The following is a 19068-nucleotide window of genomic DNA, read 5'->3' as shown; positions in this document are numbered from 1 at the left end:
AGAACGCACATGACCGAGATACCGACGGTGACCGGCGAGGACCTGCACGAGTACCCGATGCGGCGCGGCTGCCCCTACCACCCGCCGGCGGAGTACACCGAGCTGGACGAGCAGGGCCCGCTGTCCCAGGTGCGGCTGTACGACGGCCGGACCGCCTGGCTGGTGACCGGCTACCCGGAGACCCGGGAGATGTTCGCCGACGCGAAGGTCTTCTCCTCCGACCACGACAACCCGAAGTTCCCGATCCTCGCCGAACGTGAGAAGAACTTCCCCGAGTTCACCCAGGAGCTGTTCGGCCTGGACGGCGAGGCTCACAAGGCGCGCCGGAAGATGCTGCTGCCGCGCTTCACCGCCAAGCAGGTGGAGAAGATGCGGCCGATGATCCAGGAAGTGGCCGACGAGCTGATCGACGAGCTGCTGCGGCACGGCGGCCCGGTCGACCTGGTGGCGGTGCTGGGCAGGCCGCTGCCGTCGCGGGTGATCTGCCGGCTGCTCGGCATCTCCTACGAGGAGCACGAGCTGTTCGAGGTGCACGCCCAGGGCATCATGCAGGCCCCCGACCTGGAGAAGGCGGTGCTGGCCGGCCGGGAGCTGCTTGACTATCTGGTGCAGGTGGTGCAAGCCAAGCAGGACCACCTCGGTGACGACCTGCTCAGCACGCTGATCACCGAGCGGCTGCACACCGGCGAGCTGACCGAGATCGAGGTGTCCAAGCTCATGGTCGCCCTGCTGATCGGCGGTCAGGAGACGACCACCAGCATGATCGGTCTGGGCACCCTCACGCTGCTGGAGCACCCCGACCAGCTGGCGCTGCTGCGGAAGGACCCCGGGCTGCTGCCCGGCGCGGTGGAGGAGCTGATGCGCTTCCTGTCGATCGCCGACCTGACCACGCTGCGGGTCGCCACCACCGATGTGGAGGTGGCCGGGCAGCAGATCAAGGAGGGGGACGGCGTCATCCTCTCGACCGCCGCCGCCAACCGCAGCGCCGCGTTCTTCGAGAACCCCGACACCTTCGACATCCGCCGCTCGACCCAGGGCCACCTGGCGTTCGGGCACGGCCCGCACCGCTGCCTGGGCGAGAACCTGGCCCGAGCCGAGCTGGAGATTCTCTTCGGCACCCTCTTCGACCGGATCCCGACGCTGCGGCTGGCCGTCCCGATGGACCAGGTCCGCATGAAGGTCGGCATGACGCTGGAGGGTCTGCACGACCTCCCCGTCACCTGGTAGGCGACGCCCCGCCCGGCCGCACCCCTCCCCGTAAGGAAGCACGCATGGACGACCGTTACGCGATCATCGAGACCTGTGATCGCATGGGCTGGCACACCGACCGGCATGAATGGGACGAGGTCACCGACCTGTTCACGGACAAGGTGCTGCTGGATTACACCAGTTTACTCGGCGGCGAACCGAGCACGGTGAGCGCCAGGGAGCTGGTCGGTTCCTGGATCGCGGTGCTCGGCGGTTACGACGCCTCCCAGCACCTGATGACCAATCACCTGGTGACGCTGAAGGGCGACACCGCGGAATGCACCGCCTCCTTCCAGGCCACGCACCGGCTGGACAACCTCATGGGTTCCCCGCTGTGGCGCGTGGGCGGAACCTACCGTTTCCACCTCGTCCGGTCCGCGGACCGCTGGAAGATCGACGAGTTGGCGATGACGGTTCTGTGGGCCGAGGGAAACAAGAACATCGCGGATATCGCCGCGGCCCGGCAGGCGGAGCGGAAATCCGGGGAATAGCGCTGTGCCCCGCGCCGGGCGCGGCGCATTCGGCGACCGCGCCCGGCGGAAAAGCCCGGAAACAGTACAACCCGTAAGAGAACACGGCGAAGACGGAAGACAGGAGCACGTTCATCATGGCTCAGGGGAGCAATGCGTCGGCAGGCCTGCCGGGCAAGCGCGCACTCGTCACGGGCGGCACCCGCGGAATCGGCCTGGCCATAGTGCAGCGGCTGGCCGAGGAGGGGGTGACCGTGGTGACCTCGGCGCGCAAGGAGGCGCCGGGCCTCCCGGACTCGGTGACGCTGGTGACCGCCGATGTGAGCACCCCGGAGGGCGTACGGCAGTTGGCCGAATCCGCCTTCGAGCTGCTCGGCGGCATCGACATCCTGGTCAACAACGCGGGCGGGGCGAGCAGCGGCGGAATGCCGCAACTCGACGGATACGCCTCGATATCCGACGAGGAGTGGGTCGACGCGCTGAACACGAACTACCTCGCCGCGGTCCGCCTGGACCGGGCCGTGCTGCCGTCGATGGTCGAGCAGGGCAGCGGGGTGATCATCGAGGTGGCCTCGACCGTCGCCCGCCGCCCGGCCGGCCCCCTGCTGCACTACGGTGCGGCGAAGGCCGCGCTGGTCAACTACGCGAAGGGGCTGGCCACCCAGGTCGCCCCGCACGGCATCCGGGTCAACAGCATCCTGCCCGGCCTTGTCAAGACCCCCGCCATGGATCTGGTCGCCGAGCACATCATGGGCGCCACCGGGCAGGACGGTGACGCGGTCGTCCACATGATGGTCCAGGCGGAGGGTTCCCCGATGGCGGGCATCACCGAGCCCTCGGACGTGGCCGACCTGGTGGCGTTCCTCGCCTCGGACCGGGCCCGGCGCATCACCGGCGTCGGCTATGTGATCGACGGCGGTGCTCTGCCGCAGCTCTGACCGCCTCGGGGCGGCTTGCCGACGGACTTTGCGGGCCGGTGTCGCACGACACCGGCCCGTGGCCGTGTTCGCGTCACCCATGGCCGAAAACAAACGCTCCGCGGGGCGGAAGGAGAGGGTTCCAGCAGATTCACCCAGGATGCAATTTTTTACAGCTCGAACTCTATGAATGTATGCTTCAACCTCTTGTCTGGCTCCACCTGCTGATTTGCTGTCAACAACAGGGAATCGGCTTGCGGAGACGGTTGCCGAACCCCTACCCCCACTCGCCGATCAGGGTCCGTTCCTACTACGGAGGACAGGAGCATGCCCAAGTCCGCACGCATACCCCACGAATCCTCGAGTGACGGGAAAAAGGCGCTTACCTCCCTTGAACTCATGGGCCTGGCGGGGTTACTTCGGGCATGGCGCGCCGCGGCCGGCCACAAGCGGGGCCTCGACCGTCCGCTCACCCAGAAAGAGGTGGCGCAGGCCATCGGCCGCAGCGTGCGGTGGTACATCGACCTGGAGGGCGGCACGACCCCCCGCCTGGAGCGGTCCATCCTCGACGCGCTCACCAAGGAACTGATGCTCGGCCCCGACCAGGAGGCGACTCTTCATCTGTACGCCCTCGGGGGTGCGGTCACCACACCGCTGCCGGCGCTCAGCGCGGAGGCGGCGAGCCTGATGGAGCTGCTGCTCGACCAGCAGATGCCCAACCCGGCCTACATCAGCGACCTCAGCTGGGACATCATCGGCTACAACACCGCCATGGCCGAGTGGTACCCGTGGGTGCGCGAGCCCGGGGCCAACCTCATGCGCTGGGCCCTGCGCAGCAAGGAGGCCCGCCGGCAGCTCATCAACTGGGAGCACCACGCCGCGATCTACCTGGAGCAGCTCCGCTTCGCACTCGCCGAGCACCCGCACAACACCGAGCTTCAGGACCTGCTCACCCACATCCTCCAGGACCCGGACTGCGAACGGCTCTGGCACGCCAGCTCGGAAGTCCGCAGGAGCGGTGAGGGCCGCCACTTCCTCCAGGCCCTGCCGCGCCACGACTACGCGACCATCCATGTGGTGAGCAACGTCCTGTACCCCGCGGGACTGCCCAACTCCCGGCTGGTGGTGATCACCTGGATCAAGCACGAGGGCGCGCACAAGCACGACTGCCGGCCGGCGCTCAACAGACGGCACACCCCGGCCCGGGAAGCCGTCGTGGACCCGCACCACCCCACCGCCGAGGCGCAGTTCTCCGTGCCCACCCCGCAGGAGGCGGCGGCGCTGGCCGGCCCGGGTGCCGTACCGCTGCCCGCGCTGAGCCGGCTCGCGGGCCCGCGGCACCAGCTCACCCTCTCCACCGAGCGGGACACGGTCATCTGGGCCGAGCAGCAGGACACCGGTTACTGGGTCTTCGACGAGCTGGACCCGTACACCGTCATCAGGAAGCTGCCCCGCCATCGCACCCCCGTCGAAGCTCCCGAGGAGTACCAGGCGCTGATCCGTGCCCTGCTGCCCGACGACCCGAAGGCGGCGGCGGCACGGGTCGATGTGCTGCTCGCCGACTATCTGGCCCGGATCGGGCATCTCGCCGAGATCCGTCGGGAACTGGGCCTGCGGCACCCGGACACGGTGCCGAAGGCCGATCCGCTCGGCGACGCGCTGGAGCACCCGAAGATCGCCGAGGCGCTGCGGCTGCCGCCCGACGACTCCCGGCCGGAGTAGTCCGGCCGCAGTCGCCGCCCGGCTGTTTCACCGGCGCACCCCGTACCGTGGAGCCGCGATCGTCATGCAGTCCGCCCGGGGCACGGCCGGGGCCTGCCACCGCCGGGTGGTGCGGCCGCCGTGCTGATCGCGGCGCTGCTCGGGCTGTTCCTGATGCACGGCGCCCCGGCCGCGGCCGTCGGCGGCTGCCACGGGACCGTGCCGGACACGGCCGTCATGACGGCCGCGCACCCCGCCGCCCACACCGCGATGACACCCCCGGGCGACCGGGCCGCCGCGAGCGCGGGCCACTCCCTGCGCGGGGCGCTGTGGCCTGGCCACCACATCCCGCCCGGCGATCCCCCTGCCGGGGCAACGAACCCTGTGCCACGCGAATCGACTCCTCGCGACCGATGCTGACCTTTTGCTGACCAGCAGCGGTCCCGAAGGTCGCTGACCTGCGGAAATACCGATGGAGTTCGACATGTGGTGGAACTTCGTCGCCCGCACCCAGGCGGAGATCGAACAGGCCACCCTGGCACCACAGCCCGGACTGCCCGACGGAACCGCCACACCACCCCCGAGCGGTTCCTGACCGTTGATGCCTCGGGTGGCAGCGCACCTGTCCGGCCCGCGGCGGTACTGGGGGCGATCCGGGTGAGAGTCCGAACGGGCCTCCCGCGCGGCGCCCTGACGATCAAAGTCCCATCGCGCCTCGGGGGCTCGCACAGAGACGGCCACCGCCCTCTCGGCATGCCGGCGCGGACACCGAGCGGCCCCGTCGGCGGATGAGGGGTGCGTCCGGCGGACGTACGGGGCTCGCTCCCCCGCCGGGTCCCCCGGTGAGGGGACCGTTCATGCACTGGCGACGGGAGAACCTGGGGACTCCAGGGCGTGGACCGGGCGGTTCATGTCCATGTTCATACCTTTTGGAAGGGGCATGAGATGAAGCATGGAAACCGTTCGGTTTTGGTGGCTCTGGCCGCTGTGTCCGTGGTGGGCGTATCCGCTGGAATCGCGTCAGCGGACAGTGCGGCCCCGCCGGCCACCCGCAGCGACAAGAGCTTCGTGGAGTTCATGGGCAACGTCAACGTCAGTGAGATCGCGGCGGGAGCCAATGCCCAGCAGAACGCCACCACCGAATGCGTCCAGCAGGCCGGCCGCGTCCTGCACGCCAACCATACGCAGCTCGAAACGAAACTGGAGCCGGTCGCCGCGTCCTTGGGAGTTCACCTTCCGAACGGCCCCACCAAAGCCGACCAGGCGATGTTCGCTCCCGTGGCGGACAAGGCGCACACACCGGCCTACGACACGGCCTGGCTGAACATGATGTTCAAGGGCCACAAGGCGGTACTGGCCAAGATCGACCAGGAGATTGCGAATGCTCAGAACAGCCAGGTCAAGGCCTACGCCGAAATGGCTCGTCCCGTCATCCAGGCTCACCTGAACATGGTGTACGGCGGCCAGTGCCACACCCCGCCGCCCGCCCGTTGACCCGGCAGGGACGACCCCGGAGGCGCCGGTCGCTCCCCGTGGGCGATCGGCGCCTCTTTCTGTACGTAGCGGGTGTTTCCGGCACCGCGCCGCTCCCGGTCGCGCGGAAGGCGGAAGTTGTCCGCGCAGCCAGGCAGGGTCGGGGCTGGTGCGCGGCCGGCCCGCCACGACGACGGTCGGCACGGTCTCGCGGGGGCTGCGCTACAGGTCGATCTCGATGTGTTCCACGTCGGTGAATTCCACTCCGAGGCCGGGCGCGCGGGTGTCGTCGGCGCGGAAGTACATCTGCGCGAGGCCCTCGGCCGCGATCTGCTGGAGCTGCCGCTCGGTGGCGCCCTGCTCCCGGGCGGTGAACAGGCGGTCCGCGTAGGCGGGGGGAAGGGCCTGGGTGATGTCGCGGATCCGGGCGTCATCGGTGGTGCCGGGGGCGGCGGTGAACCCGAACCGGGCACGGGTGGAGACGACCAGCCCGTCGGTGGCGGCCGCCTTCTTCCTGGCCCTGGCCCGCACCTGCGGCTGCCACCGCTTCTTTACCTCACGCTCCAGGCGCTCCCGCAACTCCTGGCGGGGCCGCTTGAGCCGGCCCGTCACATACCGCTCCACGGTTCGCTGGGACACCCCCAGCAGCCCCGCGGCCGCCCTGGTGCCCTTGAGCTGCTTGACCAGGTACCTCATCTGCGCCTGGGCGCTCCTGGGGACGGGGCGGGTGAACGCCCCCTCCAGCGCGCGGTCCAGGCTGTCCCCGACGGAGTCCGCCATGACCGGTTACTCCCCTTCCCCAGCCGTCGGGTCGTCCTTGATCAGGTTGGCGACGTTGAAGACGCCTCCGTGTTCCTCGAACCGCTCCTCGGCCCACAGGACCGTCCGCGTGCCCTGGTGCTTGACCATCCCGGGGGAGACTCCGAGCCGGAACGTGCCCGGCACCGGCTTGCCCTCGCCGGTGTGGGGCAGGACGTCCAGCGGGCCGGGGCCGGGCGAGGGGTAGACGATGGCGTCGGTACCGATCGCGACCGGGTACAGGTCGGCCGCCGCGGCCGTCTTCATCAGCTTGCGGTGGATGCCGATGCGCTGGTTGGCCAGCACGGCGGCCCGGATGTCCGGGCGCCAGGTCTCCCTCGCGAGCGCCGGCCACGGCTCGTGGTACGGCACCTGGCCCCGGTTGCGCTGCCGGAGCTTTCCGATGCCGCCCTTGGCCGTCGCCTTGATCGCGCCCACCAGCAACGCCATCGTCGGGTCGACCGCTTGGAGCGGGCCATGGCGTCCAGGAACTCCGGGCCGCCCAGATCGGTGGTGACACCGCAGTCGGCCATCGTCTCCACGTACGCGTCGCGCAGCCGCTTGTACCAGCCGTCCAGGTAGCGGCCGGTCCGCGTGCGCACGTACGCCTCGATCGGAGCGACCTGGAAACCGAGTTCCACCGCGTACGCGACCGTGGGGGTGGCGTACCACGCCGGGCCGGTCGGGCGGTCGCCCTTCGGCGTGAACGGGCTGGGGAGCCGGTCGCCGTCGACCGTGCGGCCGCCGAACCGGACGCGGGACAGGTCGACGTGGCTCAGGTCGACCAGCCAGGAGCCGGGCAGCGACGGGTCGAAGGCCGGGTTGCCGGTCAAGTGGGTCGGCCCGTTCAGCCCGACCGTGAGCCCGTTCGTGGCCGCGGCGAACGACATGTTGACGTCGATCGCGACCAGGAAGGGGTTCATGCACTCCTCGTCGGTCAGCGGCCGGCACCAGTCGTACGGCTCCTCCATCAGCATCTCGGCCGGTGTACGCAGGTGGTGCCGGGCGAACTTTCCCTTCAGCAGCGGGTGTTCGTCCGGGACCTCGCACTCCACCACGTCGTACACCGAGGTCAGCGCGTCCGCGTTGAAGGCCTGCCTGAACTCGCCGGTGGCCTCGTCCTTCTCGGCCCGGGTCGGCGGGCGCAGCGCCACCATCAGCTCCAGACCGGTGACGGCCGTGGTGCCGCGCGGCGTCATCACCCGCTGCGCGTACGTGCCCAGGTAGCGGGCGAGGTCGGCCGGGTGCATCGTCGGCAGGACCGGGTCGTCCTTCTTGTCCCACTCCCGTGCGTCCAGGGCGTTCCAGGACGGGACGCACAGCTGGACGCAGTTGCGCCTCGCCCCGTCGGCGGGGCGGTAGATCCGCGCCCACGGCCCCAGGCCGCGCCGGGTGAGCTTCCAGTCGGCACGGGCGAGCTGCCTGACCACCTTGTGGCCGTCCGGCAGCCGCCCGGCGCGCCGCTCCTCCTGCGACAGGGCCGCGGGCAGGCCGTAGCGCTCCAGCGCGGCCGGGGTGAGGACCAGGAGCGGGTCGGCGTCGCGGCCGTTGCGGTGCAGGCGGGCCTGCCCGAGCCCGGCCTCGGTCAGCGTCCACTCGATCAGCGACGGGAGGGACTTGGCGGGCACGTCCAGGATCAGACCGCCGACGCAGTACGCCAGCACCCGGCCGGCCTCGTCGACATCGACCACGGCCAGCGGACCGTTCTCGAAGCGCGGATCGGCCACAGCGGCGTGGGACTGCTTCTTCGCCGCCTTCTTCGCACCCGGAGCACCCGAAGTGCGCGGAGTGCCCGGAGTGCTCGAAGCACCCGAGGCACCCGGAGCACCCGGACGCGTGGGCGAGGAGACCCTGGTCGTGGCCGCCGGCCGGGACGGCGCCGCCACGGCCGGCGGAGCCTCCGGCGCCGGGACCGTCTCCCCCTCCGGACGCGTCGGCTCGACGGGGGCGTTGGCCGTCTCGGACGGGCCCGGTTCCGCTGCCCGGACGGGGAGGCGTTCGGCTTCTGCGGCCGGGGCGGGGAGGCGTTCGGCTTCTGCGGCCGGGCCGGGGAAGCGCTCGGCTTCTGCGGCCGGGCTGGGGAAGCGCTCGGCCAGCTTCTCCAGGAGCCGGGCGTATGCCGCACGCTGCGGCGGCCGGGGCTCGTTCCTGCCCGACTCCCAACTCGCCACCGTCTCGCGGCGCGTGTGGAGTGCAGTCGCCACCTGCGCCTGGGTCAGGCAGGCCGCCTCACGCAGCCGCCGCCGCTCAGCGGGTGACGGCAGATCGTCCTGAGCCACTTGCTCCAGCAGCGCATCGACGGCACCGAACAACTCGTTCTCAGTGGGCACAGAGCACACCTCCGCCGGACACCCTACTCCGATCGCACAATGAATCCCTGGCGGGACTCCACATTCAATCCCTCACTGAATCCCTCATCATCGGGCGCGCCACATCCGTGAAGTCGCGGCCGCCGACCCCCTCGTGCGGTGCGGGACCTTGGTTCGACCTCCGCAGGACCGCTGCGGATTTTTCGGTTCGCCCCGGGCCCGGCTCCGGATAGCGTGATGTCCGACTGATCACCGGGGGAGAGAGATTGTCCGCACCGCAGCACAACGTGCACAACCTGCACGGCGTGGAAGGCATGACCGGCGTGGAAGGCGTGAACGGCATGGACGGCATGGACGGCATGGACGGCGTGGACGACCCGAGCGGCGTGAATGACCAGCTCGTGGCAGCCGTGATGGCCAAGGACGCCGACGCGGTCCGGGCGTGCCTCAACGACGGCGCCGATCCGGACACTCCGGGTCCCGACGGCCTGCCATTGCTCTGCACCGCCGTGGGCGCGTTCGACCACGAGACCGCCGATGCCCTGACGGACGGCGGCGCCGACTCGTGCGTCGTGCTGCCGGACGGCACGACCCCCCTCATGCGGGCCGTCGACCTCGGCTCCCCGGCGCTGGTCGGCGCCACGCTCGGCAGGGACCCGGGGCTGCGGATCACCGCGGCCGAGAAGCAGCGGCTGCTCGCTCTCGCCCGGCACTGGTGCGAGACCGGGGAGGCCGAGGAGCTGCGCCGCCGCACGGGGGCCCCGGGCCCGGCCGCCCGGCGGCCGGTCCAGGACGACGAGTACACGGACATCGAGGAGGTCTCCCTCGGCGGCCTCACCGTACGGGCGGGCCATCGCGGCGTCCTCACCGACCTGGAGCGGGCGTTCGGCATCCTGTCGCCCGTGTCGGAACTGGTGGCACGCGCCGTCCCGGATCCCGGCGAGCTGCACGCCAACTGGTCCAGCGTCAGCTACGCCCTCGCCTTCCGCAAGAGCCCGCAGGCCTGGTCGGAGCTGGCGGCCCTGCGCCACCATCCCGATCCCGTCCACCGCCGGCTGCTCGCCAAGGTCCTGTGGTCCCGGAACTTCCTGGCGAACTTCCACAACCGTCCGGACACCGCCGGGGACGTCGAGTTCCTGGCGGCATGGGCGCTCGACGAGCCGGACGGCGAGGTGCTCGCCGACGTCCTGGACGTCTACACGGACCACGACCACCCCGGTCAGGAGGCCGTCGCCTTCCGCTACGCCGGTCACCCGGACCCGCGCGTGCGCCGCCAGGTGCCGTACTGCCTGATGCGGACCCCGATGAGCGAGCCCGCCGTCACCACCCTGCTCGCCCTGGCACGGGACCCCGACTCCAGGGTCCGGTACGTCGTCGCCGAGGTCCTCGCGTACCCGCGCGAGCTGACTCCGGCGACCCGGAGGAACCTGCTCACCCTGCTCCGGGACCCGGACGCCGACGTCCGGCGCCGTGCGGCCGAGTCACTCTCCGGTTCCCACGACCGCACGGCCGCCGTCACCGAGGCGCTCGCCGCCCTGCTGGACGAGGAGGACCGGATCCTGCGGCTGGAGGCGGCCTACGGCCTCGCCGTCCGCGACGACCCGCGCACCGACGAGGCCTACGAACGCGTGGGCCCCCTCGGCCCCGGTTTCGAGGACGACCACCGGGTCTCCGCTCACTGGCACTACCGGCACCGCAACCGGGCGGGCGGAACCTGACGGACCGTCCCCCTGCCGCTCTGTGACCCATGCCACATGCGGTTCCTGTCAGGAATCGGTGCGCCGCTCCGCTCAACACCGGGAGCGAACGAACCGACAGGAGCGACAACATGAAGCACCGCATCGTCGTCCTCGGCGCCGGCTACGCCGGGGCCTACGTGGCCGGGAACCTGGCCCGCCGGCTGTCCCCGGCGGACACCGAGATCACCGTGGTCAACGCCGAGCCGGACTTCGTCCAGCGGCTGCGGCTGCACCAGCTCGCGGCCGGCCGGGAGATCGAGGCCCCGCAGCTCGCCGAGGTGTTCGCGGGCACGGGGATACGGCTGCGCCTGGCCCGTGTCACCGCCGTAGACCCCGAGCGCCGGGCCGTCACCGTGGCCGACGCCGGCGGCGGCGGTGAGATCGGCTACGACACGCTCTTCTACGCGCTCGGCAGTCACGGCGCCGGCCACGGCGTCCCGGGCGCGGCCGAGCACGCCTTCGACGTCAGCGCCCGGCCCGCGGCGCTGCGCCTGCGCGAGCGCCTGGACGGCCTGTGCGGGCGGGACGAGGGCGGGAGTGTGCTGGTCGTCGGCGACGGGCTGACCGGCATCGAGACCGCCACCGAGATCGCCGAAGCCCGGCCCGGCCTGTCGGTGACGCTGGTCGCCCGCGGCGAGCTGGGCGCACCGCTCTCCGCCGGAGCCCGCGGCCACCTGCGCCGGGCCTGCCGGCGGCTGGGCATCACCGTTGTGGAGCGCACCCGCGTCGAAGCCGTCGAGGCGACGCGGGTGTTGTGCGCCGACGGCACCGCCCTGGCGTCCGACGCGACCGTGTGGACGGCCGGGTTCGCGGTCGGCCCCATCGCCGCCGCCGGCGGGCTGGAGGTCACCGAGAACGGCCGGATCGTCGTCGACCGCACCATGCGGTCGGTCTCGCACCCGGACGTCTACGCCGTCGGCGACAGCGCCTACGCCATCGGTGACAACGGCCGTCCGCTGCCGATGTCCTGCGCTTCGGCCGGCTACACGGCCATGCAGGCCACGGCCGCGATCGTGGGACACCTGACCGGCCGCAAGGTCCCGACCACCAAGCTGGAGTACCTCGGCAACCACATCAGCCTCGGGAGGCGGGACGGGATCCTGCAGATGGTGGACGACGAAGGACAGGCGAAGCCGAAGTACGTGGGCGGCCGGAAGGCGGCGCGGATCAAGGCGGGCATCCTCAGGATGTCGCTGTGGACGAGCTCGCACCCGACCTTCGGTCTGCCCAGGCGCCGGCACCGCCTGGCCGCGGTCCCACCGGTGTCCGCCGAGGAGGCGGTCGCGTAGCCGCCTAGGGTGCTCCCCGTGGACCACACCGTCACTGATCGCTTCGACACCGGCCGGTTCGAGGCCGGCCGGAACCGGCTGGCCTCGCTGGCCTACCGGCTGCTGGGCTCCGCCGCCGACGCCGAGGACGCCGTGCAGGACGCGTTCCTGCACTGGCAGGCCGCCGACCGGCAGCGGATCGAGGTGCCGGAAGCGTGGCTGACCAAGGTCGTCACCAACCTGTGCCTCGACCGGCTCCGCTCGGCACACGCCCGCCGCGAACGCACGGTCGGCGCCTGGCTGCCCGAACCGCTCCTCGAAGGCGACCCGATGCTCGGGCCGGCCGACACCTTCGAGCAGCGCGAATCGGTCTCCCTGGCCGTGCTGACTCTCATGGAGCGCCTGTCCCCCCTCGAGCGGGCCGTCTACGTCCTGCGCGAAGCGTTCTCCTACAGCCACGCCGAGGTCGCCGGGATCCTGGACATCACCGAATCCGCGAGCCAGCAGCACCTCCACCGCGCCCGGCGCCGGATCACCACCGCGCGCCGCCGCGGCGGGGACGAGGTCGACCGGGCGGCCGCCCGCAGGATCGTCGAGGAATTCCTCGCCGCCGCCTCCTCGGGCCGCACCGAACGGCTGGTGGCGCTGCTCACCGACGACGCGACCGCGGTCTCCGACGGCGCCGGCCTGGCCAAGAGGCTGCTGCGGTTCGACACCCCGCAGCGCATCGCCGCCGTCGCACGGGCCGGTTTCAAACCCACGCCCGCGAAACGGCGCCTGGCCGGCGGCACGCCCGCCGTTCACTTCGCGCTCGTCAACGGCGCCCCCGCCCTGCTCTTCGTACTCGGCGACCACCATGTCATCGGCGCCGTGACGTTCGACATCGCCAACGGCAGGATCGCCACCGTTCGCGGCATCGCCGCCCCCGCCTGCCTCGTCCGCCTCACCGAAGCCTGGCGGCAGCACGAACCGGGGACGCCGCTCATGGCCCGGTGGTGACCCGGCCGCGGCCGGGCTCGGGGACCGGTCGCGGTGTCCTCTTTCCGGTGCGCGTCATGGTGCCCCGTCCGTGCGGGCGAACCCCCGGGCGGGAGTCATGAGAGCGACCGGCGATCTTGGGCATCCGTAGACGGAGGATCTTCGTCGTCGCCGTCCAGGAGGGGGCCAGCGTGACCATACCCGTGCGCCGGGATCGAGGCGTGGAGCGCGGCCGGCGCTTCGATCTGCGCACCACCGCGATGTTCTTCCTCCTGCTCGCGATCATCCTGTGCGTCGTCGCGTTCCTGGCGCGCACGGCGGCGGGAATCGTCGAACGCCGCCCGCTCTGGGCCGGTGTGCTGGCGGTACTCGGCGTGGCCGCCACGCTCAGGTTCCGCTCGCGGTGGCGCCGCCTGTCCGCCGGCAGATGTGCGCGCCGGGCCGGGCGGGCGCTGGAGGAAGCGGCCGAGAAGGCGTGCGCCAGCCTCGGCGGTACGGCGGCCGGCGAGGCGGTCGTCCCCACCGTGCGGACCGGCGCGGCGAGCGAGCCGGTGGGTGATGCCGCTCCGGCGGATCCCGGCCGCGACGAGTACCGCGTTCCGCCGGAACCGGTGCCGTCCGCCACCGTGCCACTGCACCCGGGCGGCGCCGGGAATCCCGTCGGCCCCGGCACCGGAGCCGGTCACACCGGACTCGACCCCGACGCCGAAGCCGGTTACGCCGAACTCGACACGGATGCCGGAGCCGGTTACGCCGAGCTGGACCCCAACCCCGAAGCCGGTTACGCCGAGCTGGACCCGGACGGGTTCGAGCAGGCGGTGGCGGAGCTGTGCGTCCGCGACGACTGCCGGGAGGTCGAAGTGGTCGGAGGGGCCGGTGACTTGGGGGCGGACGTCGTCGCGGTCGCCCCGGACGGGCGGCGCGTGGTCATCCAGTGCAAGCACTACGGCGATCCCAACAAGGTCGGCTCCCAGGACATGCAGCGCTTCGGGGGCACCTGCTTCACCATCCACGAGGCCGATGTCGCGGCGGTCGTCACCACGAGCGACTTCACGGCACCCGCTCTCGAGTACGCCCGCCAGTGCGGCATCGTCTGCGTGAACGGCGACGATCTGGCGGCCTGGCACCGAGGGGCGGGACCGAGCCCCTGGCACCGGCCGGCCGGCGAGTCCTGACCCGTGTGACGGCGGTTCCCCGCACCGGGCTCGCGACCGGCGGCGGGTTCCGGCGGCACGGCAACCGGCGATCGGGAACTCCTGCCCTCATTCCCCTTGTCCAGGACAGATGATCTCCGTGAGTTCGCGTTCCCATGCGTCGAGAGCGCGGCTTGCGGAGATCGCCACCGGGTTCTGGGTCAGCGGGTGACTGGCGTCGAGGAATGCCTCGATGTCGTGGCGCGAAGCGGACAGCAGCGCGGTGCCCTCGGGTGAGCGCAGACGGACGAAGATGCGTTGCCGGCCGCTCGTTTCGTCGACCGAGGGCGATACGACGACGTCACCGATTCCGGCGCTCTCGTGCAGGCCGTCGACGAGCAGTTCGCGGGCGAAGACCCATTCCGTTTCCTCGTCGGTGCCTTGGTTGAAGACGGCTGTGACCGCATAGGGATCCGCGGTGCGATAGATCAGCCGGATCTGGAAGCGCTGTCCCTTGTCTCCTTCCTCGCGGTGCAGGCGCATCCAGAACTGAGCATGCTGCTCGAGCCCGTCGCTGTCCTTCCTGCGCCAGAGTCTGGTTCGCCCCGTGGGTTCACCGGCGGTGTGGTGCCGTTCCTCCGGCCCGCTGCCGGCCGGACCGTCGGTGGATCTCTTCGGCAGGAGCAGGCTGCCGCCCGGACGTGGCGCATAAGCGTCCAGGTCGGGCAGAGGTGGCAGCGGGACCGGGATGGCGTGCCGGTGCGCCGGATCCAGATCCACCACCGGATCGCCCGCTACCAGCAGGGAGCTTTGATCCACCACGACGCCGTACCAGGGTGCGGTGTCCGGCGACGGCAGCGGATCGATCAGCCATCCGGTGGACGACAGGGGCAGCCGGTCCGTCAGCCATCCCATGGACGGGAACAGCGCGTCGGCCGGCCTTTCGGTGGACAACAGGTGTGGCAGTCCGCTCGATCGGCATTGCGTCGCGTGAGCGGCGAGTGGGTGGTGACGGTGGCGTGCCAGTAGGTCCCAGGCGCCCTCTGGTGGACGCGCGGCGCCGCTCTCGGCCGGTCCCGCGACGAGGAGTCCGGCTGCCCATGGCGGCCCGACCCAAGGTGCCGTGGCTGCTCCTCCGGTGATCACGAGAGCGACGTGGGCGATGAGCCTCGAAGGTCCACTCCACCCTGGTGACGTGCCGGCCGGAACCAGTACGCAGGCTTCCGGGCCGCTCGTGCCCGTGGCGCTGCGTGGTGGAGTCGACATGATGTGCCAGTCGAAGGATCGCAGGTCGCGCATCCGTGGCTCGGCGAGCGGGTCACGCATGGAGTGCCATGGGATCCCGGCGCGCAGAAACGCTCCCGAAACATCCAGGACGCGGATGACGTCCTCGTACCTGACACGGCTCGTGACGTCGGCGGAGGCATGAGCTGGGAACAGGCTGTCGATTGCGGGGAGCCCGTGCAGCGCAGCCGGTCCGTCCGCCGCGGCCGCGTGCCCGGCATCGTCGTCGGAGCAGGTGTGTTCGCCGTCGTCGCCGTCCCCGCACACGTCCGGCTCCTCGTCCGGCCCGTCGGCGGTGTGCTCGCCATGGGTGCCGGTGGCCGGGTCCGCTACGGCGGCGGCGTGCAGTTGCCGCCGGGCGCTGTCCGGGATGGCCCCTCCCAGGGCCCGCACGCGGGGAGCGCGCAGGCTGGAGGCGGCCATCAGGGCGGCGAACTCTTCGTCAGCGGTGGTCACAGGCATCGTGTCGTCCTTGTGAACACTCATCGTGCTTCCCCCTCCCCGGGCTGGGTCTGGTGCAGGCCACTGGCCAGAACCTTGGTACGGGCGCGGGCCAGGCGCCGCTCGAGTGCCTTGGGCGTTAAACCGACCTTGGCGGCGGCCTCGGCGTGGGTGTAGCCGAGGGTCACCCATCCCAGCGCCTCGCGCAGCTGCTCGTCGGGCAGCAGCGGGCGCATGCGGTTGATGTGGTCCAGCGTGGCCGCGGTGTGTGCGGGGTCGGTGGCACGCTGGTCGGGGATGTCGTGCTGGGCATCGAGGACGTCGTCGGTGTCGGCGGTGCGGTGGTCGAGTTCGGCCTGCCCGAGGTGGTGGGCCTTGTACCAGCGGATGTAGACGGGGCGGAAGGCGAGGACGGCGGCACCGACGAAGTAGGTGGCCAGGCTGGCGCGGCCGTCGGGGCTCCACTTGCCGCGGACCAGGCCGTGCTCCCGGAAGAGGGCGCTGCCCTTGAGGACGGTGTCGGTGACGACCTGGGTGCGGTCCTCGTACGCCCACGTCTCCGGCAGCATGGCCGGCGGCACGGGGCGGCCCACGCGGGCCGTGCGCTTGAAGATGTCACCGCTCGCGCTCCAGCTGCTCAGCGTGCGCCAGCCATAGGCCATCAGCTCGGTGATGAACTGCTGGTAGTGGGGGCCCTCGAAGCCGGAGCGGTGCAGGAACGCGACGAGAGCGGCGTCGTGAGCGAGGAGCTGGGCCCGTGACGCGGCGTCCTCGCCCGCCTGGGCCGCGAGCGCGTCCTCCAGGGCGCGCAGTTCCTGGCTCGTATCCGCGGCCGCCGTGTGCGGGCTCTGCGTCATGGTCTGGGGTCCGCGCCCCTTGCAGGTTCCATCCGGCACATCCGCTCCCTAGCCCTCGCCAGCCCCAGCGGGCCCCGTCCCGACCTTGCGTCATGGAGGTCCTAGGTGCGGCTCGGGGCTCTCCCCCCTCCCCGCCCCCACAAACAAATGTGACGTGCGCCACACGGGGGGAGAGGGGTGGGCGCCCGCTACACCTTCAGCAACCGGTCGCCGCGCCAGCGGTGACCACCCGTCAGAGGAAGGGACGTCCATGTACACCCACCCCACCCCCGGCCAGGGCCACCAGCACAGCCAGAACCTCACCCCGGCCACCACCGCCTCCCCCGCCACGGGCACCGGCACGACCACCGGCGCGGCCACGACCACCGGCGCGGACACGGGCACCGGCACCGGCACGGGCGTGCCGCAGGCACACCACGCCGGCTACGCCCCGCAGGCCATACCGCACCAGCCCCCGCAACACCCCTGGCCGCCGCAACCGCAGACCTCCGCCGGCGGCAGCCCCACCGCGCTGCTCGGTCTGCGCAGCGCCATCATCCTCATGCTCGGCGTCCTGGTCGGCACCGGCGCCGGAGTCCTCACCTACCTCGCCGAGCGCAACGCCGCCGCGGCGATCCTGGCCGGCGGCGCCGCCTTCGGTGGGGCGGTGCTGTTCTTCCACACCATCATCGCCACCTGATCACCCGTGCCGCGGCGCCCGAGCAGGCGCCGCGGCACGTCCCGTCACCCCACGCCCCGTCCCCCCACGACCCGTCCGCCACGCCGCGGCACGCACGGCGCGGCACGCACGCCACGGCACGCGAAGGCCGGTGGCTGTCCGAGCAGCCGATCACCGCCCCCCACGCAGAACGTCCCGGGGCGGTCCGCGCGTCACAGGAAGCGGCGGACGGGGGTGACGGCGGCTTCCTTGGCGCGCTGGAGCAACGCCCGTCGTTTCCACCGGGCGAGGTCGATGTCGACGCTCCGCTCCAGGTCCGCTTCGTAGTCGCGGTCGAGCGCCGCGGTGAACGCCTCGTCCAGGACGGCGAGCATGACCTCTTCGTCGTGGTCCAGGGACCGGCGGTTGAAGTTGGTGGACCCGATGAGGGTGGCGACCGAGTCCACGGTCATGATCTTGGCGTGCATCATCGTCGGCCGGTACTGCCGGATGCGCACCCCTGCCTCCAGCAGGCGTCTGTAGTGGTGCTGTCCGGCGAGCCGGCAGGCGCGCTGGTCGGTGTGGGGGCCGGGGAGGAGTATCTCCACGCGCACACCACGGCGGGCGGTCCGGCACAGGAGGTCGACGAAGTAGGCGTCGGGGGCGAAGTAGGCGGTGGCGAGGCGGAAGCGCTCCTCGGCGGAGGTGAGCATGACCCGGATGAGGGTCTGCATGTCCTGCCAGCCGATGCTGGCGGAGCCGCGCACCACCTGGACGACGGACGAGCCGGACTGGTCGTGCTCGGTGAAGCGGTCGCGGTCGCCGAAGAGTTCGTCGTGGCACTCGGCCCAGTTCTGCGCGAACGCGGCGGCGATGCCGTCCACGGCCGGGCCGCGCACCTGGACGTGGGTGTCCCGCCACTCGCCGGGATGGCGGGCATTGCCGCACCACTCCTCCGCGATGCCGACGCCGCCGGTGAACGCGGTGTGCTCGTCGACGACGAGCGCCTTGCGGTGGCATCGGTGGTTCTGTTTGAACGGCGACAGCCAGACGGGCTTGCGGAACCAGGCCACCTGCACGCCGGCGGCGTCCATGAGGTCCAGCAGGTGCCGCTCGATCTTCTTGGCGCCGAACCCGTCGAGCAGCAGCCGTACCCGCACACCGGCACGGGCGCGGTCGGCGAGGGCGGCGGCGAAGTCGCGGGCGATCTGACCGCGCCAGTACACGAACGTCATCATGTCGATCGTGTGCTGGGCAGAACGGATCGCGCCGAGCATCGCGGGGAAGATCTCGTCGCCGTTGCGCAGCGGCAGCAGCTCGTTGCCTTCGGTGGCGGCCACGCCGATCAGCCGCTCCAGGCGGCGGCGCAGGCGCTGCTTGCGGGCTTCCGCGTCAGGGGCGGTACCGCGGGCAGCGGGTGCCGGTATGCCGTCGAGGATCACGCGAGTCTCCCGTTGGACCAAGAGGACGAGGCAGTGCGGGCCGCCTGGCGAGCCCAGCAAGCGGATGCCCGGGTGCCACCACCTCACTCCCGGCACCGCCCGGATCGCTACGCGGCCCCACTCCCGGCACCGCCCGGATCGGTACGCGGCCTCACTCCCGGCACCGCCCGGATCGGTACGCGGCCTCGTTCCCGGGAACCGCGGGGAATCCGCGGTGTCGTGAGCGAGTGTGACGGGAGAAGTGCATACGGTGATCCGGCACGGGCAGACGAGTCGCCGGAGGAGATGTCTGCTCCGTTTCGGCCGTGGTGCCCCCTGGCAGGTGGGGGCGCACGGAGGTCGCGGGTCCGGGGTGACGGCCCGCTTTGCGAGA

At 71.5% G+C, this 19068-nt stretch carries 16 protein-coding genes and 2 pseudogenes; 12 read left to right on the top strand and 6 right to left on the bottom strand.

All coding sequences use genetic code 11. From position 1 onward, the window contains the following. The first annotated feature begins 9 nt into the window (after positions 1-9). The 7 genes from JK361_RS04745 (at position 10) to JK361_RS04720 (ending at position 5830) form a co-directional block, all read left to right on the top strand. On the top strand, positions 10-1227 hold the full coding sequence (locus JK361_RS04745; protein ID WP_201814378.1) for a cytochrome P450: 1218 nt from the start codon (positions 10-12) through the stop codon (positions 1225-1227). Between the two features lie 44 nt (positions 1228-1271). Then, on the top strand, positions 1272-1739 hold the full coding sequence (locus tag JK361_RS04740) for a nuclear transport factor 2 family protein (RefSeq protein WP_201814377.1): 468 nt from the start codon (positions 1272-1274) through the stop codon (positions 1737-1739). A 116-nt stretch (positions 1740-1855) separates the two neighbouring features. Further along, a complete protein-coding gene (locus JK361_RS04735) occupies positions 1856-2656 on the top strand; it encodes an oxidoreductase (protein ID WP_236052493.1) in 801 nt (266 codons plus the stop codon). 306 nt (positions 2657-2962) lie between these two features. After that, positions 2963-4357 (top strand): helix-turn-helix transcriptional regulator, encoded by a 1395-nt coding sequence (locus JK361_RS04730; RefSeq protein ID WP_201814376.1) that lies wholly within the window; start codon positions 2963-2965, stop codon positions 4355-4357. Between the two features lie 120 nt (positions 4358-4477). Further along, positions 4478-4756: a hypothetical protein gene (locus JK361_RS04725; protein WP_201814375.1), complete on the top strand. Its 279-nt coding sequence runs from the start codon at positions 4478-4480 to the stop codon at positions 4754-4756. A 52-nt stretch (positions 4757-4808) separates the two neighbouring features. Next, positions 4809-4931, top strand: a complete 123-nt coding sequence (locus JK361_RS41990) for a hypothetical protein (RefSeq protein ID WP_262418773.1) — start codon at positions 4809-4811, stop codon at positions 4929-4931. A gap of 350 nt (positions 4932-5281) precedes the next feature. After that, positions 5282-5830, top strand: a complete 549-nt coding sequence (locus JK361_RS04720) for a DUF4142 domain-containing protein (RefSeq protein WP_201814374.1) — start codon at positions 5282-5284, stop codon at positions 5828-5830. Between the two features lie 102 nt (positions 5831-5932). Here JK361_RS04720 and JK361_RS42835 read toward each other — a convergent pair. From JK361_RS42835 to tap, 3 genes and pseudogenes are all read right to left on the bottom strand, one after another. Beyond that, positions 5933-6019 (bottom strand): annotated as a pseudogene (locus tag JK361_RS42835) (glutaredoxin domain-containing protein); the annotation flags it as partial. Between the two features lie 12 nt (positions 6020-6031). Then, on the bottom strand, positions 6032-6589 hold the full coding sequence (gene tpg, locus JK361_RS04715) for a telomere-protecting terminal protein Tpg (protein WP_201814373.1): 558 nt from the start codon (positions 6587-6589) through the stop codon (positions 6032-6034). 6 nt (positions 6590-6595) lie between these two features. Beyond that, positions 6596-8937: pseudogene (tap, locus tag JK361_RS04710) on the bottom strand (telomere-associated protein Tap). A gap of 245 nt (positions 8938-9182) precedes the next feature. Here tap and JK361_RS04705 point away from each other — a divergent pair. The 4 genes from JK361_RS04705 (at position 9183) to JK361_RS04690 (ending at position 14076) form a co-directional block, all read left to right on the top strand. Beyond that, positions 9183-10634: a HEAT repeat domain-containing protein gene (locus JK361_RS04705; protein ID WP_236052492.1), complete on the top strand. Its 1452-nt coding sequence runs from the start codon at positions 9183-9185 to the stop codon at positions 10632-10634. A 110-nt stretch (positions 10635-10744) separates the two neighbouring features. Beyond that, a complete protein-coding gene (locus JK361_RS04700; RefSeq protein ID WP_201814372.1) occupies positions 10745-11944 on the top strand; it encodes an NAD(P)/FAD-dependent oxidoreductase in 1200 nt (399 codons plus the stop codon). An 18-nt stretch (positions 11945-11962) separates the two neighbouring features. Continuing rightward, on the top strand, positions 11963-12922 hold the full coding sequence (locus JK361_RS04695; RefSeq protein ID WP_201814371.1) for a sigma-70 family RNA polymerase sigma factor: 960 nt from the start codon (positions 11963-11965) through the stop codon (positions 12920-12922). A gap of 170 nt (positions 12923-13092) precedes the next feature. Further along, positions 13093-14076 carry a restriction endonuclease gene (locus tag JK361_RS04690; protein WP_307787164.1) on the top strand — a complete coding sequence of 328 codons (984 nt, stop codon included), beginning with the start codon at positions 13093-13095 and terminating at the stop codon, positions 14074-14076. 87 nt (positions 14077-14163) lie between these two features. On the opposite strand, the gene JK361_RS04685 is transcribed toward JK361_RS04690, so the two are convergent. Both JK361_RS04685 and JK361_RS04680 read right to left on the bottom strand, forming a co-directional pair. Beyond that, on the bottom strand, positions 14164-15804 hold the full coding sequence (locus JK361_RS04685; protein WP_201814370.1) for an SsgA family sporulation/cell division regulator: 1641 nt from the start codon (positions 15802-15804) through the stop codon (positions 14164-14166). After that, a complete protein-coding gene (locus JK361_RS04680) occupies positions 15801-16616 on the bottom strand; it encodes an RNA polymerase sigma factor (protein WP_201814369.1) in 816 nt (271 codons plus the stop codon). The genes JK361_RS04685 and JK361_RS04680 overlap by 4 nt, the downstream gene beginning before the upstream one ends. Before the next feature lie 250 nt (positions 16617-16866). Here JK361_RS04680 and JK361_RS04675 point away from each other — a divergent pair, with 250 nt between their 5' ends. Continuing rightward, on the top strand, positions 16867-17295 hold the full coding sequence (locus JK361_RS04675) for a hypothetical protein (protein ID WP_201815048.1): 429 nt from the start codon (positions 16867-16869) through the stop codon (positions 17293-17295). A 191-nt stretch (positions 17296-17486) separates the two neighbouring features. Here JK361_RS04675 and JK361_RS04670 read toward each other — a convergent pair whose 3' ends face one another. Then, complete coding sequence (locus JK361_RS04670) at positions 17487-18695, bottom strand: phospholipase D-like domain-containing protein (protein ID WP_201814368.1); 1209 nt, start codon at positions 18693-18695, stop codon at positions 17487-17489. Positions 18696-19068 lie beyond the last annotated feature (373 nt).

This window comes from Streptomyces musisoli (assembly GCF_016741855.1).
Taxonomy (GTDB): Bacteria; Actinomycetota; Actinomycetes; order Streptomycetales; family Streptomycetaceae; genus Streptomyces; species Streptomyces musisoli.
Note: the sequence above shows the minus strand (reverse complement) of the source record. Positions and strands in the feature narration are given on the sequence as shown.

Coding starts and splice junctions, on each gene's coding strand:
- JK361_RS04680 (WP_201814369.1), bottom strand. CDS start 16,616: ATGACGCAGAGCCCGCACACGGCGGCCGCGGATACGAGCCAGGAACTG.
- JK361_RS04675 (WP_201815048.1), top strand. CDS start 16,867: ATGTACACCCACCCCACCCCCGGCCAGGGCCACCAGCACAGCCAGAAC.
- JK361_RS41990 (WP_262418773.1), top strand. CDS start 4,809: ATGGAGTTCGACATGTGGTGGAACTTCGTCGCCCGCACCCAGGCGGAG.
- tpg (WP_201814373.1), bottom strand. CDS start 6,589: ATGGCGGACTCCGTCGGGGACAGCCTGGACCGCGCGCTGGAGGGGGCG.
- JK361_RS04700 (WP_201814372.1), top strand. CDS start 10,745: ATGAAGCACCGCATCGTCGTCCTCGGCGCCGGCTACGCCGGGGCCTAC.
- JK361_RS04745 (WP_201814378.1), top strand. CDS start 10: ATGACCGAGATACCGACGGTGACCGGCGAGGACCTGCACGAGTACCCG.
- JK361_RS04685 (WP_201814370.1), bottom strand. CDS start 15,804: ATGAGTGTTCACAAGGACGACACGATGCCTGTGACCACCGCTGACGAA.
- JK361_RS04735 (WP_236052493.1), top strand. CDS start 1,856: ATGGCTCAGGGGAGCAATGCGTCGGCAGGCCTGCCGGGCAAGCGCGCA.
- JK361_RS04720 (WP_201814374.1), top strand. CDS start 5,282: ATGAAGCATGGAAACCGTTCGGTTTTGGTGGCTCTGGCCGCTGTGTCC.
- JK361_RS04730 (WP_201814376.1), top strand. CDS start 2,963: ATGCCCAAGTCCGCACGCATACCCCACGAATCCTCGAGTGACGGGAAA.
- JK361_RS04740 (WP_201814377.1), top strand. CDS start 1,272: ATGGACGACCGTTACGCGATCATCGAGACCTGTGATCGCATGGGCTGG.